The following is a 17,295-nucleotide window of genomic DNA, read 5'->3' as shown; positions in this document are numbered from 1 at the left end:
GAAAAAGGGTGCGTCAGCCAACCGCCGGGCGGCCCCGTCATCACTCTTAACTCTTAACTCATAATTCCTTTAAACTATTTTCTTGAACACATCCATGAACAGGCCCATTTCGTCGACGGTGCCGATGCTGACGCGGCAGAAGGGCTGGTTGTTGTATTCACGGGTGGAGGTCAGAATACCGTTGCTGAACATTTCCTTTTCAAACTGTTTCGTTTTCATCCGAATCGGAAATAAAACGAAGTTCGCGTAGGAAGGCACGTAGTCGTAACCCTTGTCTTTCAGTCCTTTGTAGAGAAGGTTGCTGGCTTTTGTGTTTTCGGTGCGGCAGAAATTCTGCCATTCTTCATCCTGATAGCTGGCAATACCGGCTTTCAGCGTGGTCACGCTTGGGTTCCATTCGCCCCGCGAGTAGTCCTGCAAACTCTCCAGGAATTTTTCGGGACCGATGGCGTAGCCTAGCCGCAAGCCCGCAAAACCGTGTATTTTAGAGAACGTACGGGTCAAAAACAGGTTGTATCCTTCGGCCACCAGTTTGGGCAGGGCCGGGCGGTCTTTCGGTTCCAGAAAATCGATGTACGCTTCGTCGATAAAAACCGGAACCTTCGCCGACACTTCCTTACAAAACGCCACCAGTTCAGCCGCCGGAACAATGGTGCCCGTCGGGTTATTGGGGTTGCAGATGTACACCAGTTTGGTATCCGGCCCAACCTTGCCTTTCATGGCCGCCAGATCAAAACGGTACTCCTTTGTCAGCGGAACCGCGTCGATTTTGGCCCCGAATTTCTTCGCGCAACCGAGCAGATCGTCGTAGGTAAACTGGCTGGTCAGAACCGTCCCTCCCCCGCCTTTGGCCGCACTGCCCGTAAAATAAACCGCCATCGCCGTCAGCAATTCCGACGATCCGGCCGAAAGCATGATGTTTTCGGGCTTGACGCCCTCCTTATCCGCAATCAGTTTTTTCAATTCCTGCCCTTCGAACATGGCGTAGCGGTTTCCGCTTTCAACCGCTTTCAGGATGGCGTCTTTGGCTTTGGGCGACAGACCGTGCGGATTCTCATTGAACGCGATCCGGGCCTTGATCTGGGGCATTGGCTCGCCCAGACGGGCGAATTCGTTAACTAAAGCTTGTTCATGAAGTGCATGGGCAGCAGCCGGATTGAGAAAACCGCTACCGAACGTAGACCGATCAATGGTTAAACCCGCGGTTAACAAAGCGCCGGTTCGTAACCAATTTCTGCGGGTAAGAGGGTGGTCCATGTTGTCGTTCGTTTTTTGTACTAAACTACGATGGTATTTTGTTATATCCGAATTAAACCAAATTCAATTTGGCCATTTCAAAAATATGAAAATTCCACAAAGTAGGTGCCGAATAAAATTACATTTATATTCTTTTCTATATTACTCCAATAAATCACCTCAAACGCAACGTAATTTTCTAAAATTCTGCAAAAATCCTAAAAATCGGCTGTAAATACTACCCTCCCGTTCAGACCAGCGGGCCAATTGAAGATGCGTATTTCCCCGCGAAAAATGCGTAGAAAGATTTACACCCTCTGGCTGAATACTTGCGAATATTTAATATACTTACTTCTTGCACGGACAACACCCTCACCGAACTAGTTTTTAGCGACTTAACCTCCCGAAAATTGAAATGAAACTGACTATTCAGGGTTTGAACAAAACCTATTCCAATGGTGTCCGGGCGCTGCACGATGTCAGCCTGACCATCCCCCAGGGCATGTTTGGCCTGCTCGGTCCGAACGGGGCCGGTAAATCGTCGCTCATGCGGACCATCGCCACCTTGCAGGAAGCCGATAGCGGCCAGATTCTGCTGGAAGATACCGCCCAGGGCACCATCGATGTGCTGCGCCAGAAAGACGCCATCCGGCGGGTGCTGGGGTATCTGCCCCAGGAGTTTGGCGTGTACCCGAAAGTATCGGCCGAAACCATGCTCGACCACATTGCCGGTTTGAAAGGCATCGGCAACAGCCGTGAACGCAAACTCCTTGTGGATGCCCTGCTCGAAAAGGTCAATCTGGCACACGTCAAGAAGAAAAATCTCGGCACGTTTTCGGGCGGGATGAAACAGCGGTTTGGCATCGCCCAGGCACTGATTGGCAACCCCAGCCTGATTATTGTCGACGAACCCACCGCCGGTCTGGACCCCGCCGAGCGCAACCGGTTTCATAACCTGCTGTCGGAGATCGGCGAAAATACCGTCGTGATTCTATCCACCCACATCGTGGAAGATGTCACCAACCTCTGCTCCGACATGGCCATTATCAGCCTGGGGAACGTCATTGCCCAGGGCCATCCCGCCGATCTGGTCGCCAGCATTCAGGGAAAAATCTGGCGCAAAATCATCGAAAAGCCCGAACTGGACACCTACCGCGCCAGCCACCAGGTTATTTCCACCCAACTCAAAGGCGGCAAAACCCAGATTCACATCTACAGCGACAGCCCGCAACTCGGTTTTGAACCCGTCGAAGCCGACCTCGAAGACGTCTACTTCTCCAAAATTACCAGCCACCAGGCAGTAGGAGTTATGAGTTAAGAGTGAAAAATTAAAAGTTAAAAATTAAAAGTATGACGTGTCTGTTAACTGCCCCCGGTGACTCCGTCTTCACTCATCACTCTTAACTCATCACTCCCGTATGTTTTGGAACATCTTTACCTTTGAACTGAAATACCGGCTGAAACGCCCGGCCACCTACCTGTACGGCCTGCTGCTGTTTCTGTATTCGTTCCTGATTCTGATTTACGGCAACGGCCCCGCGTCTGAGAAAGCGAATGTCAACTCACCGTATGCGATTGCCTACCTGCTGATTCTGACCAGCATTTTTGCCACCATGCTGTGTTCGGCGGTGATGGGCGTACCGGTTTACCGCGACATCGAACACAACACCCGCTCCTACTTTTTCTCCTACCCGATCAGCGAGCGCGGCTACCTGCTGGGGCGGTACCTGGGTTCGTTCGTCATCCTGATCGGGATCATGAGTTGCGCCTGCCTCGGTATTGCGCTCGGATCGCTGCTCGGACCGGTTTTTAACCTCGCCGATAACATCGAACGCTACGGCCCCATCCGGTTGTGGGATTACGTACAGCCGATGCTGGTTTACGTGATTCCGACGGTTTTCTTCACCGGAAGCCTCTTTTTCAGCCTCGTCGCCCTGACCCGCAACGTGTTTGTGACGTATGCCGGAAGTCTGCTGCTGTTCATCGGATATCTGCTGGGCGTCACGCTGGCATCGGATCTGGAGAACAAAGACCTGGTCGATCTGCTCGATCCGTTTGCGTTCAATACCTTTACGAATGCAACCAAATACTGGACGCCCGCCGAGCAAAACGAACTCCACGCCGGTCTGACCGGCAATGTGCTGCTAAACCGGCTTTTGTGGAGCGGGATCGGCCTGGCTACGTTACTATACACCCTCTTCCGGTTTGATTTCCAGCGGTTTTTGGCCATCAAACTGGGCAGAAAATCGAAAGCCGCAAAAACCGTCGAGAAAAAAGTCCAACCCGTAAGCACACTGCCTGTTGCCGAGAAAATCTTTTCGACCAGCGCCTATTTCGGCCACCTGCTCCGGCTTACGAAACTCGAATTCGGTAACATCATCAGGGACGTGTATTTTCTGGTGATTCTGATGGGAGGTGTGCTCTTTTTGTTCCTCGACGGCTGGTTTGCCGACCAGATCATGGGAACGCGCTCCCTGCCGACGACCTACTACATGATCGAGGTCAAAGACTACGACTACATCCTGTTCGTTTTTATTCTCATCATTTTCTACACCGGCGAGAGCGTCCACCGCGACAAAGCCGTGCGCTTCGACAACATTGCCGACGCCCTGCCGATTCCGAACTGGGTCTCCTACGGCTCGAAGTTTCTGGCCCTGACGGTCATCTGTTTTCTGCTGGTCAATCTGGTCATTGTCAGCGGGGTGCTGAACCAGACCCTCAAGGGCTATTTTGAATACGATTTTGGTCAATACTTCACCGACCTCTATCTGATCGAGTTTCCCGAATACCTGCAACTGTTGATGCTGGCCTTTTTTGTGCACATTCTGGTCAACAGCAAGTTTACGGGCCACATTATCACGGTGGGTATCTGGGTGGTAATGGTGGCCCTGCGGAATTTTGCGGAGATAGACTACAACCTGTTCTTTTACAGCTACACGCCCGCTTACCGAATTTCGGACATGAACGGTTTCGGGCACTTTCTGAAACCGCTGCTGTGGTTCAACCTGTACTGGCTGGCGTTCGGTTTTGCCCTGCTCGTGATCGGCAATCTGTTCTGGAACCGGGGCAGCGAAGGCGATCTGAAAACCCGCTGGCGGCTGGCCAAACTCCGGCTAAACCGACCGTCGATCACCGCCTTAACGGTCTTTCTGCTCATCTGGGTCGCTTCGGGAGCCTGGATTTATTACAACGTCAGCGTGCTGAACAAATACCAGACCGCCGACGAAACCCGGGAATTGCAGGCCGAATACGAAAAAAAATACAGCCGCTACGAACGCGTCCGCCATCCGAAAATCACCGATCTGAACGTAACGATGGACCTCGTACCGGAAGAACGGAAAGTGACCGCCACCGGTCTTTTCACGCTGGTGAACAAAACCGCCCAACCGCTGGATTCGCTGCATCTGCTGTTCAGTTCCCCGGAGTACAACCACCCCAAAACCCAAAAATTGCTGATCGACGGCCAGAGTCCGGCGATGCTGATGAAGGATACGGTTTTCCGGTATTATATCTACAAACTGCCCCGCACGCTCCAGCCCGGCGACACGGCCCGCATGGAAATCACGATCGCGTCCCAGCCGAAAGGGTTCACCAACGGCGGTTTTAACCGCGAACTGGTCTACAACGGGACATTTTTCGACACCAGCATTTTTCCGTCGTTCGGCTACAATCCCGGCGGTGAACTCAGCAGCGACAAATACCGCAAAAAATACAGCCTGCCTATCAAACAATACCAGCAACCGCCCTATACCGACCCCTGGGGCCGGAGCAACTTCCTCTTTACGCAGGACGGCGACTGGATTACGTTTGAAGGCACCGTCAGCACCGCCCCCGACCAGATTGCCATCATGCCGGGGTATCTGCAAAAAGAGTGGACCGCCAACGGTCGCAAGTATTACCACTACAAAATGGACGCGCCCATTGCCTACTTCATGAACGTCAGCTCGGCCCGGTACGCAGTCCAGCGCGACGTCTGGAAAGGCCCCGACGGCAAAACCGTCAACATCGAGGTCTACCACCACCCCACCCACGGGCGCAACATCGACCGGTACGTGAATTCGGTGAAAGCGTCGATGGACTATTACCATCAGCATTTCAGTCCCTACCAGTTCCGGCAAATGCGCATCATGGAGTTTCCGCGCTACGCCGGTTTTGCGCAGTCGTTCCCGAACACGGTGCCCTACGCCGAGAGTTTCGGCTGGGTGGGCGACTTCCGCGATCCCGACAAAACCGACTATGCCTATTACGTAACCGCCCACGAAGTAGCGCACCAGTGGTGGGGTCATCAGGTCATGCCGAGCAACACGCGGGGTGCCAACCAGATTTCGGAATCGATGGCCGAATATGCCTCGCTGATGGTGCTGAAAAAGACCTACGGCGACAACATCATGCAATCGCGCCTGAAATACAGCCTCGACCGGTATTTGCGCGGGCGTTCGTCGGAAGACAAGTTTGAGGAAACGCTGCTCGACAACGACACGCGGTCCTACGTCTGGTACGACAAAGGGTCGCTGGTGCTGTTTGCCTTGCAGGATTACATCGGCGAAGAGCGGCTGAACCGGGCGTTTAAAGCGTATCTCGAGCGGGATGCGTTCCAGCAGAAAGCGCCGTTTACGACCAGCCGCGAGTGGTACCGCTACATCAAAGCCGCCACGCCCGATTCGTTGCAGTATTTCCTGACGGATAATTTCGAGAAGATCACACTCTACGAAAACCGCATCCTCGAAGCCAAAGCCGAACCATTGAAAAACGATCAGTACAAAGTCACGATGACTGTGCAGACGAAGAAGCTGTACTACGACAAGTCCGGGAAGGAAACCGGCGCGGGCCAGGGAAAAGACCTGATCGAAATCGGGATTTTTGCGGAAGATGCCAAAAACCAGAAGGGCATGACAGAAAAAGTACCGCTGTACCTGAAAAAACAGTGGCTCAGGCCGGGCACGCACAAGCTGGAATTCGTCGTGAAAGGCAAACCCGCCAAAGCCGGTATCGATCCGTACAACAAGCTGATCGACCGGGTGTCGGATGACAATGTAAAGCCGGTGGAGTAAAGTAAGTTGTATCGCAAAGTTTAGAGGAGTTAAAAAGAGTTAATCAGAGGCACCGCTAAATTCTGCGATACAACTTTTTATAGTTTCGGAAGCAACAAAAAACCTCCGATACAAGCTGTGGTTGTGCCGGAGGTTCGAGAAGATCCTAGAAACAGTTTTTATTGCTTGCTAAAGATAATTTGCAACTTATAAGTAACTGGTGTTGCAACGTTCGTTTTTGGATTGATAAGCGTGTCTGGTACAGTAAATTGCTCACCCAGCAATTGAGATTTAGCTGCATCATAAGTTAACTTCTCTTCCCCTCCAGCATCGTACTTAAAGGTTAAATCTGTCCCAGAGTACGTCCACGTTCCATTGAAAGGATCAACTACACCACCTGAACGATCCGTTCCAGCAAACGTATTATCCGTTTTTACCTCAAAATTCACATCAAGTCCATACACCTTTAGGGCATCAATATCCACATTTCCAACCGCAAAATCCCCCGTTAAACCACTACGGCGGATAATGTCAGATTTCCATTTTCCGACAACGGGAGCCGGCTCCGGATCGCTATCCTTGTTACAGGAACTCAGGCCAGCTGCAAACACCACTACGCAAACTAAATAAAGTAATCGCTTCATAATTTTCAGGTTTTTGTGAGTAACAGGTTTCGTGTGAATGGATGAGATGACCGTTGGAAACGAAAGCTACAAAAAAAAAGGTCAGGTTGTAACGTTTCAGGACAAAAGCCGGAATTTTCTCTTCAATTATACGGCAAAAACCGCCATAACGTTGCGCAAAAACCGTATTTTCGCCGAATTCCTATTCACCACCCCAGGAAAAATTACCGCAGGCTGGGCTTCGGAATCACGGGCAAACTCTCGTTGCCGTCTTCGCTAACGGCCTGAACCGCAAAGAAGTAATTATCCTTGGAATACGGCAGCGTCAGCCCGAGCTTCTCGGCGAAAAATTTCTTCTGCCAGAACGGCCAGTGCGTTTCGCGCATCAGCACGTAATAGCCTTTGATCTTCCGGCCCGCCGACGCCCCGGCTTTGGGGGCCTGCCAGAACAGCATCGTCGAATTGGTCAGGCTCCGGGCTTCGACCGTCACGTTCTGGGGCATCGAAGGGGCTTTGGCCAGATTCGCCAGAACCGCCAGATTCATCGCGGTATTTTTACGGAGGTAATCAAAATCCATGAACTTCACATAGTCGCCGTATTCCACGCCGTCCTGCGTCCGCAGATCCTGGTGCTGGTGCGCGAAATTCTCGTTCATTTCCGTAATCCGAACCGCCGGAAAACCGCGTGTCACAAACGGCGTGTGATCGCCCCCGCGCAAAAACCGGTCGTTGCGGTAAATCATCACCACTTCGAGCTGATCGACGTAGCGTTCACCAATCTCTTTGGTGTAGCGGGCCAGCTGCCGCGATTTTCCGTCGTTTTCCTGCCCGTAAAACCGGATGTTGGTCGCCACCGAATCCGTCTGATAGCCCGGCAACCCTTCGCTGAATACCCGGACACGCGTGTTGTCGATAATTCGGGTGTCGGGGCTGTGGTTCGAGCCCACAATGTCGTTGTTCAGCAGGGCTTCCAGGTTCCACTTTTCGTCTTTGGCCCGCTGCGCCAGGTGATTGGCCCCCTGCAAGCCCTGCTCCTCCCCGCTTACGGCCACGAAAATGATGGTAGCCGGAAAGGCGACCTTGCTCATCACGCGGCACAGTTCAATGACGGCGGCCGTTCCCGAACCATCGTCGTTGGCCCCGGGCGCATCGGCCGTGCGGTTCATCACATCGGTTACGCGGCTGTCGATATGGCCGCTGACCAGAAAAATCCGGTCGTCGTTGGGGTCGGTGCCTTTGAGCGTCGCCATCACGTTACCCATTTGCGTCACCTGATCGATCCGCCGGCCGTCGGGTTGCAGCGTCCAGGTATCGATCCGGGCCGTTAGCCGCCCGCCCGATTGTTTGGCAAACTGCTGAAACTTCTTTAAAGTCCATTGCCGGGCCGCATTAATTCCCCGTTTGGGGTCGTTGGGGTTGCTGAGCGTATGCCGGGTTCCGAAACTGACAAGATTCGTGACGTGCGACCGCAGGCTATCGGCCGATACCTCACCGACTAGTTGGGCAATCACCGGGTCGCGGTTAACGGTGGTCTGGGCCTGCAGGCCCAAGGAAGCCAGCAAAAGCGTGATCGGCAAGAAAATGTGTTTCATGCAGGTTGTTGAAGAAGGATGTTAACGGGTTGGCTGACGAAGATACTGCGTCGTGTCGGTTTTACGGTATTCGGCTGGCCGGAAATGCAAATTTTTCCGATAATCGGGAACCGGTTTGGGATGCCCAACCGGGCGCTTGGGCGCATTCAGCGACGAAACGACCAGCGCGACGGACAACACCACCGACAAACCGATTGACCCGAACGCAATCCGGCGCGTGGGCAACTGGAAAACCGGACGAATGAAATCGCGGGTTTCGTCTTCGGAAAACAGGTCCCGAAACGGCAAACCGCGCTGGTCGTCTTCCGGCTCCGAATCGTTCATAACCGTTGGGTTAAGCTCAGGCCAAAGGCGGTCTGGGTGGTTCCCGGGAGCGGTTGTGCCGAAAAACCGAAGCGGGCATTCGCCAGCGACCGGTTGTATTGGGTAACGGCTTTCCGCACCTGCGTATTGCCGACAATGCTCAACCCGAGCGTTACGCCGATGGAGCCAAAATAAACCGCCCAGTATTCGCCGGAACGGGTGTAGGTGCCACGCGGCCGGGTCAGCACGTAGACCAGCGGCACGATAGCCACCGCCTGACCAATGGTCGTCAGCGTCCGGAAACTGCGAAAATGCCGGTTGACGGTGGGATCGTTGAGTTCGTTGAAAGGTATTTCCAGCGAATGCGACGACCGCAGCCGCTTGCCCCCGTAGAAATAGGCCCCATACGACCGCTCGATGGGCTTCAGGTGAACCGGAACGGGACTACCGGGCCGGTAAAACGTAGAATCGGCGGGGCGCTGGGCGCAGGCTATTCCCAGAATACTACAACAAAACAGGAATGAAAGGAGCGATCGCATACCGGATTAACGAACAATTTGTGTATTCTAGCCAATGTTAGGAAAAAGGAGCGAAAAAATGGCAAAACCTTCCATCAAACCAATTGCCATCGGATGGGTTACGTTAAAAGGATCCCGAATCAAAACGGGTTTCCTTCCCTGTTATGCAGACAAGCCCAGACCGTGAAATCCCGCCCGAACTGGCCGAATTTGGTACGCATAAAACCATTCCGGCCGTCATAAAAAAAAATGTGTTAACGGCCCTGTCGTTCTACCCGGAATTGAAAAATACGACCATCCGGTTTTGTTTCAAACAACGTATCCGGTCGTCGGTCATGCAGGCGCAGCCGGTTTTTCGGAGTTTGCTGAACCGGCGCAAAAACCGTGCGTACCGGATTTACATCAGTGCCCTGTTCAAACTAACCCATAGCGCCGTGCCGATTCACCAGCTTCCCGATGCCATCATGATCGGCTGGATCGGGCACGAGCTGGGGCATATCATGGATTACGAACGCCGGAGTACGCTCGGAATGGCCGGTTTTGGCCTCTCCTACCTGTTTTCGCCAGCGTATGTCAAAAAAGTGGAGCGGATTGCCGACCACTTCGCGGTGGAGCGCGGACTGGGCCATTACCTCGTTGAAACCAAGCGGTTTATCCTGAATCATGCCGAGCTTCCCCAGGCGTATAAAGACAAGATTGCCCGCCTGTACGTGTCGCCGGAAGAAATTGTGGAACAGGTGAAAAAGCTGGAAGAAGCCCGGCTGGCCCGGCAAAAATCGGCCTTATGAAAGCCCGTTGACGAAGGTTTCGAAGGCCAGAAAATCCTCCTCTTTCATCACCCGCGGAATTTTCGTCTGTCCGCCGAGTTTCTTGTATTCTTCGCTCCAGCGGTAAAACTTCTCGACCGGAATCACCTCAGTTTCCACCACTTTCAGGGATTTGCTCCGGGCCACCTTGTAGTTTTTGTTGGCTTCGCACAGCGCGCGATCCAGCGAAGCCGCCATCTGCGCCGGGTCCACTGTGCGGTTCGAACCGATGAACCATTTATTGATGTATTCACCATTTTTCTGGATGGCCGCCACCACAAACTCCTTGATTTCCACGTCGAACTGCTGCTGCATTTGCTCCATCGCCTGGTTCATCTGAAACACCGACAGCTGCTCGCCCACGACATTCAGAAAATGCTTTGTCCGGCCGGTGATTTTGATTTCCGAGCGGTGTTTGTCCGTAATCATCACGGTATCGCCGATCATGTACCGCCAGGCGCCCGAAACGGTCGAAATCAGCAGGACATAATTCACGTTTTCTTCGGCTTCTTCCAGCGTCAGCACCTCGGCACCCGGTTTTACCCGGCCTTCCTCATCCATGTTGTCGTCCGTAAAGGGCACAAATTCGAAGAAAATGCCATTGTCCAGAATGAGCGCCATCGACGAGGTATCGGGGCGTTTCTGCGTGGCGAGGTAGCCTTCCGACGTCAGGTACGTATCGATATACGTCAGCGGGCGGGCAAATAATTTTTCGAGGCTTTTCCGGTAGGGTTCAAAGGCCACTCCGCCGGTGGTGTACACCTGCAGATTCGGCCAGATGTCGTGGATGGTGTTCAGGCGGTTGTGCGCAATGATCTCTTTCAGCATCATTTCCACCCAGGACGGAATCCCGGTCAGGCTGCCAATATCCCACTGGGGCGCTTCTTCGGCAATTCTCCGTACTTTTTCGTCCCAGTCTTTGATCGACGCAATTTCAATGCCCGGTTTGTAATACATTCGAAACCAGGCCGGTATATTTCCGGCGCTGATCCCGCTGATTTCGCCTTCCTGATGATCGCCCTGATCGATCAGGTTGACGCTGCTCCCGAGCATCATGATCTGCTTTTCAAAAAAATCGGCGGGGAGGTCGAAATTTTTCAGGCTCATAATCTGCTGAATTCCGGATTTCCGGATCGCATCCAGCATATCGTCGGTTACCGGAATGGCTTTGCTATTGCTGGTGGTACCGCTACTGAGGGCAAAAAACGACTGTCCGCCCGGCCAGGTCACGTTCTGATGCCCTTCCAGCAGGTAATGCCACCAGTCGGCATGCAGTTGATCGTAGTCGTGAACGGGCACCTCCTGCTGAAACGCTTTGACGAAATCCGGGCGGTCCAGCAGGGCACCGAACTGGTACTTTTTGCCAAAAGCGGTCCATTTGGCCTTTTCCAGCAGGTTCTGCAAAACCGTGCGCTGCGCCTTCGCCGGATCGGGTTCCGACGTTATAAAACCGTATACATCGATCGCCTTGCGGATCAATTCACCAATTACTGCCATAAAGTCCCGGTATCGGATAGGATATTTCCCAATAAACCCGATTCTGTGGACTTTGTTCGGCCGATTTAACCGCGATGAAAATGGCCGGCGAGGGTGAATTACCTTTGAAACCAAGAACCGGGGCCGTTGGCCCCTGCCCCGAAAACCGGCTTTTGGTCCGGAATTTCCGGGGTACTTTTCGCTCTTCTCAAACCGCCAGGGGCAACGCTAAATAGAAGCTTGTCCCCACGCCATGCTCGCTTTCAAACCAGAGCCTTCCCTGCTGCACTTCCGCGTACTCCTTGCAGAGAAAAAGGCCCAGCCCAACGCCCTTCTCCTGGTTTGTCCCAAAGGTGGAGCGCGATTTCAGCGAAAAAAGGTCTTCCTGATCAGCCGCTAGAATGCCGATCCCATTATCCTGTACGATGATCAGGCCCTGTTGATTGGAAACCCGGACGACAACCGAAACAACCCCGCCTGAGGCCGTAAACTTAATGGCATTTCCAATCAGGTTCCGGACAATCAATTGTAACATATTGCTATCTGCAATGACGGTTAGCGCAGGATCGACGGAAAAGTCTATCTGTACGCCTTTTTTGGCCGCCAGGGGTTTATAAATTTCAACGATGGGCTTCAGCAAACTGGCCATAGGGATGCGAACGAGCCTGACATTCATGCCATTCATCTGGGTAGCGGACCATGACAATAAATTAGTCAGCATATCCTGCGTATGATTGACCACTACCAGCAGGTCCGACTCGGTTTTTCGCTTCTGCTCCGGGTCCAGCTCGGTTTCCAGAATCACTTCGAGATATTGCTGAACCGAAGCGAGCGGAGATCTCAAATCGTGCGAAATAATCGAAAAAAGCCGGTTTTGCTCCGCGTTAAGCTGTTTCAGAACCATGGACTTTTCTTCGACCAGACGCCGTTCCGCTTTGTACGCTTTCCGGAAAAAATACGCCGTCAGGTAAATCAGAATAACGGCGACAATATAGGTTGACGCGACATCCAGTATGTGGTTTAAACGGCTCGAATAACCGCTGATTACACTCTGCGGATAGAAATATTCAACCGTCAGTAAACTAAAAACAATGATCAGGTTAAATAAAAACCAGAACCTATACTGGCGGGTAGGGGCGACAATGGATAACAGGAAATAAACCAGTAAAAGCAGAAGAAGCGTCGAGCCGACAATACCACCGTTAAAAAAATAATTAACCCCCAGCAACAGACTGATCAGGACCCCACCCGCCGTAATACTGATGTAGAATTTATTCTTGATTCGGGAGAGATAATAGAGAAACGTAAAGACAATGAATAAGACCAGCGAAATGAATGAAGCTTCCCGCAAGCCAATGGAATAATTAAACGCAATGTTATAAACCATCGCAAGAATACCCACCACACAGACCGAATTAAATACACGGCTTTCCAACGTGGTTTTCCCGGGTTCTCCTACTAAGGCAGTAAATACTTTTTGGAAAGAATTGGGCAATTGCGGTTTTTTCAAAGGATCGTGGCTCAGGATACTAACAAGAATAGGTGATTAAAGCCTTGTTTAACCACCTATTCTCACGAAGATATGCAATTACAAGGCTATTTTACAACTTTCAAAATGCCTTGCATCAGGGAAGCATGCCCCGGAAACGTACAGACAAACTGATAATCACCGGGTGTCGTAGGCGCCACAAAATAGAGGGATTCGGCAGTTTCGGGCTGCATCAGGTTCGTGTGGAACAGCACGTTCGGCGTTACCGGCACATACTGCATTTTAGACCCGTTCAGATTCAGGCGCAACGCGGCATCGCCCACGGCATTGGCCGTCGCGGGCTTGACAATCACGCAGTTGTGCAGCATGTCGTCGTTGTTGTTAAAGACCCATTTGATGCGGCTTCCGGCCTTCACTTCCACCTGCGCCTTGTCGAACTTCAGCCCCGGCAACGTACTGAGCGTAACCACCTGATCGGGGCCGCTGGTCCAGTCGGCGGGCTGCTCCGTCACCCGTTTGGCACTGACGGCGGCTTTTCCCTTCGCGCCCGCCACCGGCGGAGTCGCTTTGGTCGAAGCCATCGTCATGCCGGTATGATCGTGTTTAGCAGGAGCCGCAAGGGTCAGTTTCGTGCCCGGTGCAATGCGGTTGAGCGTGTAATACCCGGTATTGTGCAGTAAGGCCAGCCCGGCGGCCGACTTAACCCCCTCGGCTTTTAGCTCGTGCACATAGCCTTCGCGCAGCATCGTATCGGCAACAATGCGGACTTTCAGGCCATTTTCGGCCACCACCACGCCCCGAATCGGCACCGGACGCGCGTCTTCAACCGGGCTGCCGTAAATTTTATGGTACTTGTACGTAAAGCTGCTCAGGCTGTAGGAGGCCGGATTTTCGGCGGTTTTCCGATCAACCGGCTGCGTAAATTCAACTTCAAACCCGTCGGGCATCGAGCGAATGGCTTTCATTTCAAACGGGGTCAGCCCCGTCCAGACCAGCCGCTGAACGCCGAATGGATCTTTGCCGGTGGCCGCCCAGCCCCGGCTGGTTTGCCCGACAAACATCGAACCATCCAGCCCCCAGGCCATCCGCAAAATTCCCGACTGAAAACCCGACCGGAAGGCGAAACAGGCGCCCTGGTAGTCGCCCTCAACCTTTTCGAGGAACACACGCATGATCTTGCTGTGCCCCTGATCGCCCACGAACAACTGCCCGTCGAACGGCCCAAACCGGCTGGCGGTCGTATCTTCCAGAATATCAGACGTTGAAATACCCAGAATGGTGTGCGGAAACCAGATGGCCGGCACTTTCAATCCTTTGACGGTTTTGGCCACCTCGTGCATCGGCTGGCCCGTACTCGGCACGTCTTCCGGTTTCAGTTTGATGGGCGAACCCGGTTCCGCCGACCACCGCAAACCGGCGGGATTACCGGCAAAGTCGCCCAGTTCGAGGTGCGTCATCCGACCCGACCCGACCCAGTCGCCCTGGTTGTCGGTGTAAAAAATGCTACCGTCGCGCAGTTGCCGGAAACTGGATGGCGAGCGCAGACCGGTCGCATACGGTTTCAACTCCCCTTTTTCGGTTACTTTCAGCATCCAGCCCCGCCATTTGGCCAGGCTCGCTCCGTAGCCGATCCAGTCGAGGTTGAGCGTAATGAGCATGTCACCGTCCGGCAAAAACAGCGGGCCGTACGAATATTCGTGGTAATTACCCGACAAGGGCCATTTCACGATGGACTGGTATTCGTTGGCTTCGTCGTCGCCGTCGGTATCGATCATTTTGGTTAGTTCACCGCGCTGGGTAGCATACAGCGCCCCCTGGTGATACGCCAGCCCGAGGGGTTCGTGCAAACCGTAGGCAAACCGCTTGTATTGCGGCTGGCGGCTGCCTTTCATATACGGATTGCTGATCAGCCAGACTTCGCCCCGGCGCGTCGAAACGCCCAGCCGACCGTCGGGCAACACGGCCATCCCGCCCACTTCGAGCTGCACATTTTCGGGAACCGGAACCGTGATCAGCCGGTAATAATCGTCCTCCGTCAACGGGCGCTGCGCCAGGGCGAAAGACGCGGGAAAAAGAAAAAAAAGGAGAAATGAGAGTCTATTTTTCATATGCTTGAACTAGGCAATTCGGGAGCCATTCTCAGTTTTACGTTCCGTTTGCAGCAGGGTCACCTCGCCATCCGGGCCCAGCGCGCCCAACACCAGGCATTCGCTCCGGAAGGTGGCAATCTGTTTGGGCGGGAAATTAATCACCGCCACCACCTGCATTCCCAGCAAATCAGCCGGCTGGTACAACCTGGTCAGCTGGGCCGACGAGCGCTTGATGCCCCGGGGGCCAAAATCGATGGTCAGTTTGTAGGCCGGTTTTCGGGCCTCCGGAAACGCATCGACGGCGATGATCGTACCGGTGGCCATCTCTACTTTTTCAAAGTCGGCCCATGCAATATAATTTTCCATGGACTACCACAAAATTGAATACTGAACCGTTGCCAGACCGCCTTTCATCACAACCGGCACCACCAATTCCTGCCGTCCGGAACTGTTCCGCACCGTGGGCTTGATTTTACCCTCAATCCGGACGTAATACTTGCCATCCACCGAATACAGTCCTTTCGCCACTTCTTCCAGCGACGCCCCGGCCGCCAGCCGGCAATACAAGGCTTCGTTGTCGGGGCCTTTCACCGTCAGCGTTCGGGTGAATGACTTGCTATCGGCATCGGGTAAAACCGCATCCGTTACGTCCAGGTCACGGAGCCGGTACTGCATAATCGGATAGCCCTGTTTGTCCATCGACAAGCCCTTGTATTTCAACTCACTGTCCGACAGGCTATCGGGCCAGTACTGGCTGGCATTCGCCATCAGGGCCAGCGGATTCTGCGCCGACAAAACCGCCAGCGTGCCCAGCGGTTTCAGCAACTGCGGTTCCCCGCGCTCGTACCACATCTCGGTTACGTCGGCAAACGGGCCGCGCCAGACCTGTAATAACGCCCCCTGGTTCAAATCAACCGTGTAGTTCAGGCCCGTCGGGCTGCCGACCGAAATACAATGGGTTTTCTTTTTGGGGCCAAAATTGACAAACGACCGGATGACCGATGGTTTGGTGCCAGGCTCAACGGCGATCTCGCCGACCGGATCGGGTTCGGGCAGCGATGCGCGGGGGTGCAGCGCCTGGAATTTGGTGTCGGGGGCCGAAATGAAGAAACCCAGACCGGGCCGGGGCCACGACCGCCCGAAAAACAGCGTAAACGGATGTTTGCCCGCCGTCAGGTTGATTTTCGCCGTGTTCATATACCCCAGGTCAAGGCGCTGATTGGCGATCACCTCCTTACCGTCGATGTGCAGGGAAGCAAAACCGCCCTGTTGCAGGGCGAGGGTATAAGGTCCGGTTTTATCAACCACCAGATCGCCGGTATAGACAATGCCATGCCAGCGCGGCTGCCCGTAGCTCACCTCGTACGTCAGGGCCGACGTTGTATCTTCTTTCACCAGCTTCAGATTGGCCAGTTCGGCGGGCGAGGTGGTTTCGGTTTTATTCGCGTACAGTTTATACCGAATGTTCATCAGTTTGGCCACCGGCCGATCGGTAATTAGCTGATAGCCCAGATTCCGAACCGCCACCGTGCCGGTTTTTACGGTCAGCGCCACCGTTCCGGCGGTTCCATCCGTTGCGCGCGGCAGCACCAGCGTCTCGTGAATCACTACGCCGTTCAACGTCATTTTTTCCAGCGTAGCGGGTCCTTTGCCACTTCCCTGCCTCTGCACTTCGAGCGTTTGCCACAGGCCCGGCGCTTTCACGGCGTTCTGGGTGGGTAACAAGGCCGCCCCCCCTTCGATGGCCCCGAACGTTCCGGTATTGATCGCCGGTTTGCCCCAGTTGTCGGCCAGCCGGATGTTGGTCGACCCGAGCGATAGCGTGCCTTCGGCCCCCGGCGAGAGCATCACCTCCATTACCAGCCGGACATCGCTGGCATTGGTCAGGAGCGTGACCGGTTGCCCGGGCGTACCGACCAGAACCCCGCTCCCGGTTTTCGTTTTTACCTCAGCTTTAAAAGGATTTGCCTGAACACCAGCCGCCGGTTTCCAGTTCGGCGGAACCGACGACAACCGGTCGGTGAGAAGCGGGGTCAATGACTCGTCAACGGATTGCGCCCAGACCGGCACCGCCCCCACCATGAGCAGAAGGGCGGTTCCCCGGCGGAACCATCGTAGAATGGGATTCATCA

The 17,295-nt window shown here is 53.8% G+C and carries 13 protein-coding genes; 3 read left to right on the top strand and 10 right to left on the bottom strand.

What is annotated here, in order from left to right; genetic code table 11:
* Positions 1-69 precede the first annotated feature (69 nt).
* On the bottom strand, positions 70-1,257 hold the full coding sequence (locus ACFPMF_RS24210; RefSeq protein ID WP_379849977.1) for a pyridoxal phosphate-dependent aminotransferase: 1,188 nt from the start codon (positions 1,255-1,257) through the stop codon (positions 70-72).
* 394 nt (positions 1,258-1,651) lie between these two features.
* On the opposite strand from ACFPMF_RS24210, the gene ACFPMF_RS24205 reads away from it, so the two are divergent.
* Complete coding sequence (locus tag ACFPMF_RS24205; protein WP_379849974.1) at positions 1,652-2,554, top strand: ABC transporter ATP-binding protein; 903 nt, start codon at positions 1,652-1,654, stop codon at positions 2,552-2,554.
* A 100-nt stretch (positions 2,555-2,654) separates the two neighbouring features.
* Positions 2,655-6,287, top strand: a complete 3,633-nt coding sequence (locus tag ACFPMF_RS24200) for an ABC transporter permease/M1 family aminopeptidase (protein WP_379849972.1) — start codon at positions 2,655-2,657, stop codon at positions 6,285-6,287.
* Between the two features lie 158 nt (positions 6,288-6,445).
* Here ACFPMF_RS24200 and ACFPMF_RS24195 read toward each other — a convergent pair whose 3' ends face one another.
* From ACFPMF_RS24195 to ACFPMF_RS24180, 4 genes are all read right to left on the bottom strand, one after another.
* Positions 6,446-6,910, bottom strand: coding sequence for a hypothetical protein (locus ACFPMF_RS24195; protein WP_379849970.1), 465 nt, complete (start codon positions 6,908-6,910; stop codon positions 6,446-6,448).
* 203 nt (positions 6,911-7,113) lie between these two features.
* Entirely contained in the window at positions 7,114-8,481 is a 1,368-nt protein-coding gene (locus tag ACFPMF_RS24190) for a M28 family metallopeptidase (RefSeq protein WP_379849968.1), read from the bottom strand.
* Between the two features lie 21 nt (positions 8,482-8,502).
* Positions 8,503-8,805: a hypothetical protein gene (locus tag ACFPMF_RS24185; protein ID WP_379849966.1), complete on the bottom strand. Its 303-nt coding sequence runs from the start codon at positions 8,803-8,805 to the stop codon at positions 8,503-8,505.
* Entirely contained in the window at positions 8,802-9,323 is a 522-nt protein-coding gene (locus ACFPMF_RS24180) for a hypothetical protein (protein WP_379849964.1), read from the bottom strand. The genes ACFPMF_RS24185 and ACFPMF_RS24180 overlap by 4 nt, the downstream gene beginning before the upstream one ends.
* A 143-nt stretch (positions 9,324-9,466) precedes the next feature.
* Between ACFPMF_RS24180 and ACFPMF_RS24175 the strand changes: the two genes are divergently transcribed.
* Positions 9,467-10,090: a hypothetical protein gene (locus ACFPMF_RS24175; protein ID WP_379849962.1), complete on the top strand. Its 624-nt coding sequence runs from the start codon at positions 9,467-9,469 to the stop codon at positions 10,088-10,090.
* Here the strand turns inward: ACFPMF_RS24175 and ACFPMF_RS24170 are convergent.
* From ACFPMF_RS24170 to ACFPMF_RS24150, 5 genes are all read right to left on the bottom strand, one after another.
* Positions 10,085-11,605 (bottom strand): GH3 family acyl-acid amido synthetase, encoded by a 1,521-nt coding sequence (locus tag ACFPMF_RS24170; RefSeq protein WP_379849960.1) that lies wholly within the window; start codon positions 11,603-11,605, stop codon positions 10,085-10,087. The two genes, ACFPMF_RS24175 and ACFPMF_RS24170, sit on opposite strands and share 6 nt — an antisense overlap.
* 187 nt (positions 11,606-11,792) lie before the next feature.
* On the bottom strand, positions 11,793-13,019 hold the full coding sequence (locus ACFPMF_RS24165; protein ID WP_379849958.1) for a sensor histidine kinase: 1,227 nt from the start codon (positions 13,017-13,019) through the stop codon (positions 11,793-11,795).
* Positions 13,020-13,180: 161 nt separating this feature from the next.
* The gene (locus tag ACFPMF_RS24160; protein ID WP_379849956.1) at positions 13,181-15,181 is read right to left on the bottom strand and encodes a plastocyanin/azurin family copper-binding protein; all 2,001 of its coding nucleotides are present in this window, start codon (positions 15,179-15,181) and stop codon (positions 13,181-13,183) included.
* A gap of 9 nt (positions 15,182-15,190) precedes the next feature.
* Positions 15,191-15,529 (bottom strand): tRNA-binding protein, encoded by a 339-nt coding sequence (locus tag ACFPMF_RS24155; protein ID WP_379849954.1) that lies wholly within the window; start codon positions 15,527-15,529, stop codon positions 15,191-15,193.
* A 3-nt stretch (positions 15,530-15,532) separates the two neighbouring features.
* Positions 15,533-17,293 carry a PA14 domain-containing protein gene (locus ACFPMF_RS24150; protein WP_379849952.1) on the bottom strand — a complete coding sequence of 587 codons (1,761 nt, stop codon included), beginning with the start codon at positions 17,291-17,293 and terminating at the stop codon, positions 15,533-15,535.
* Between the last annotated feature and the right edge of the window lie 2 nt (positions 17,294-17,295).

It is taken from the genome of Larkinella bovis (assembly GCF_042655385.1).
Classification (GTDB): domain Bacteria; phylum Bacteroidota; class Bacteroidia; order Cytophagales; family Spirosomataceae; genus Larkinella; species Larkinella bovis.
This window is presented reverse-complemented; position numbering and strand designations above follow the sequence as displayed.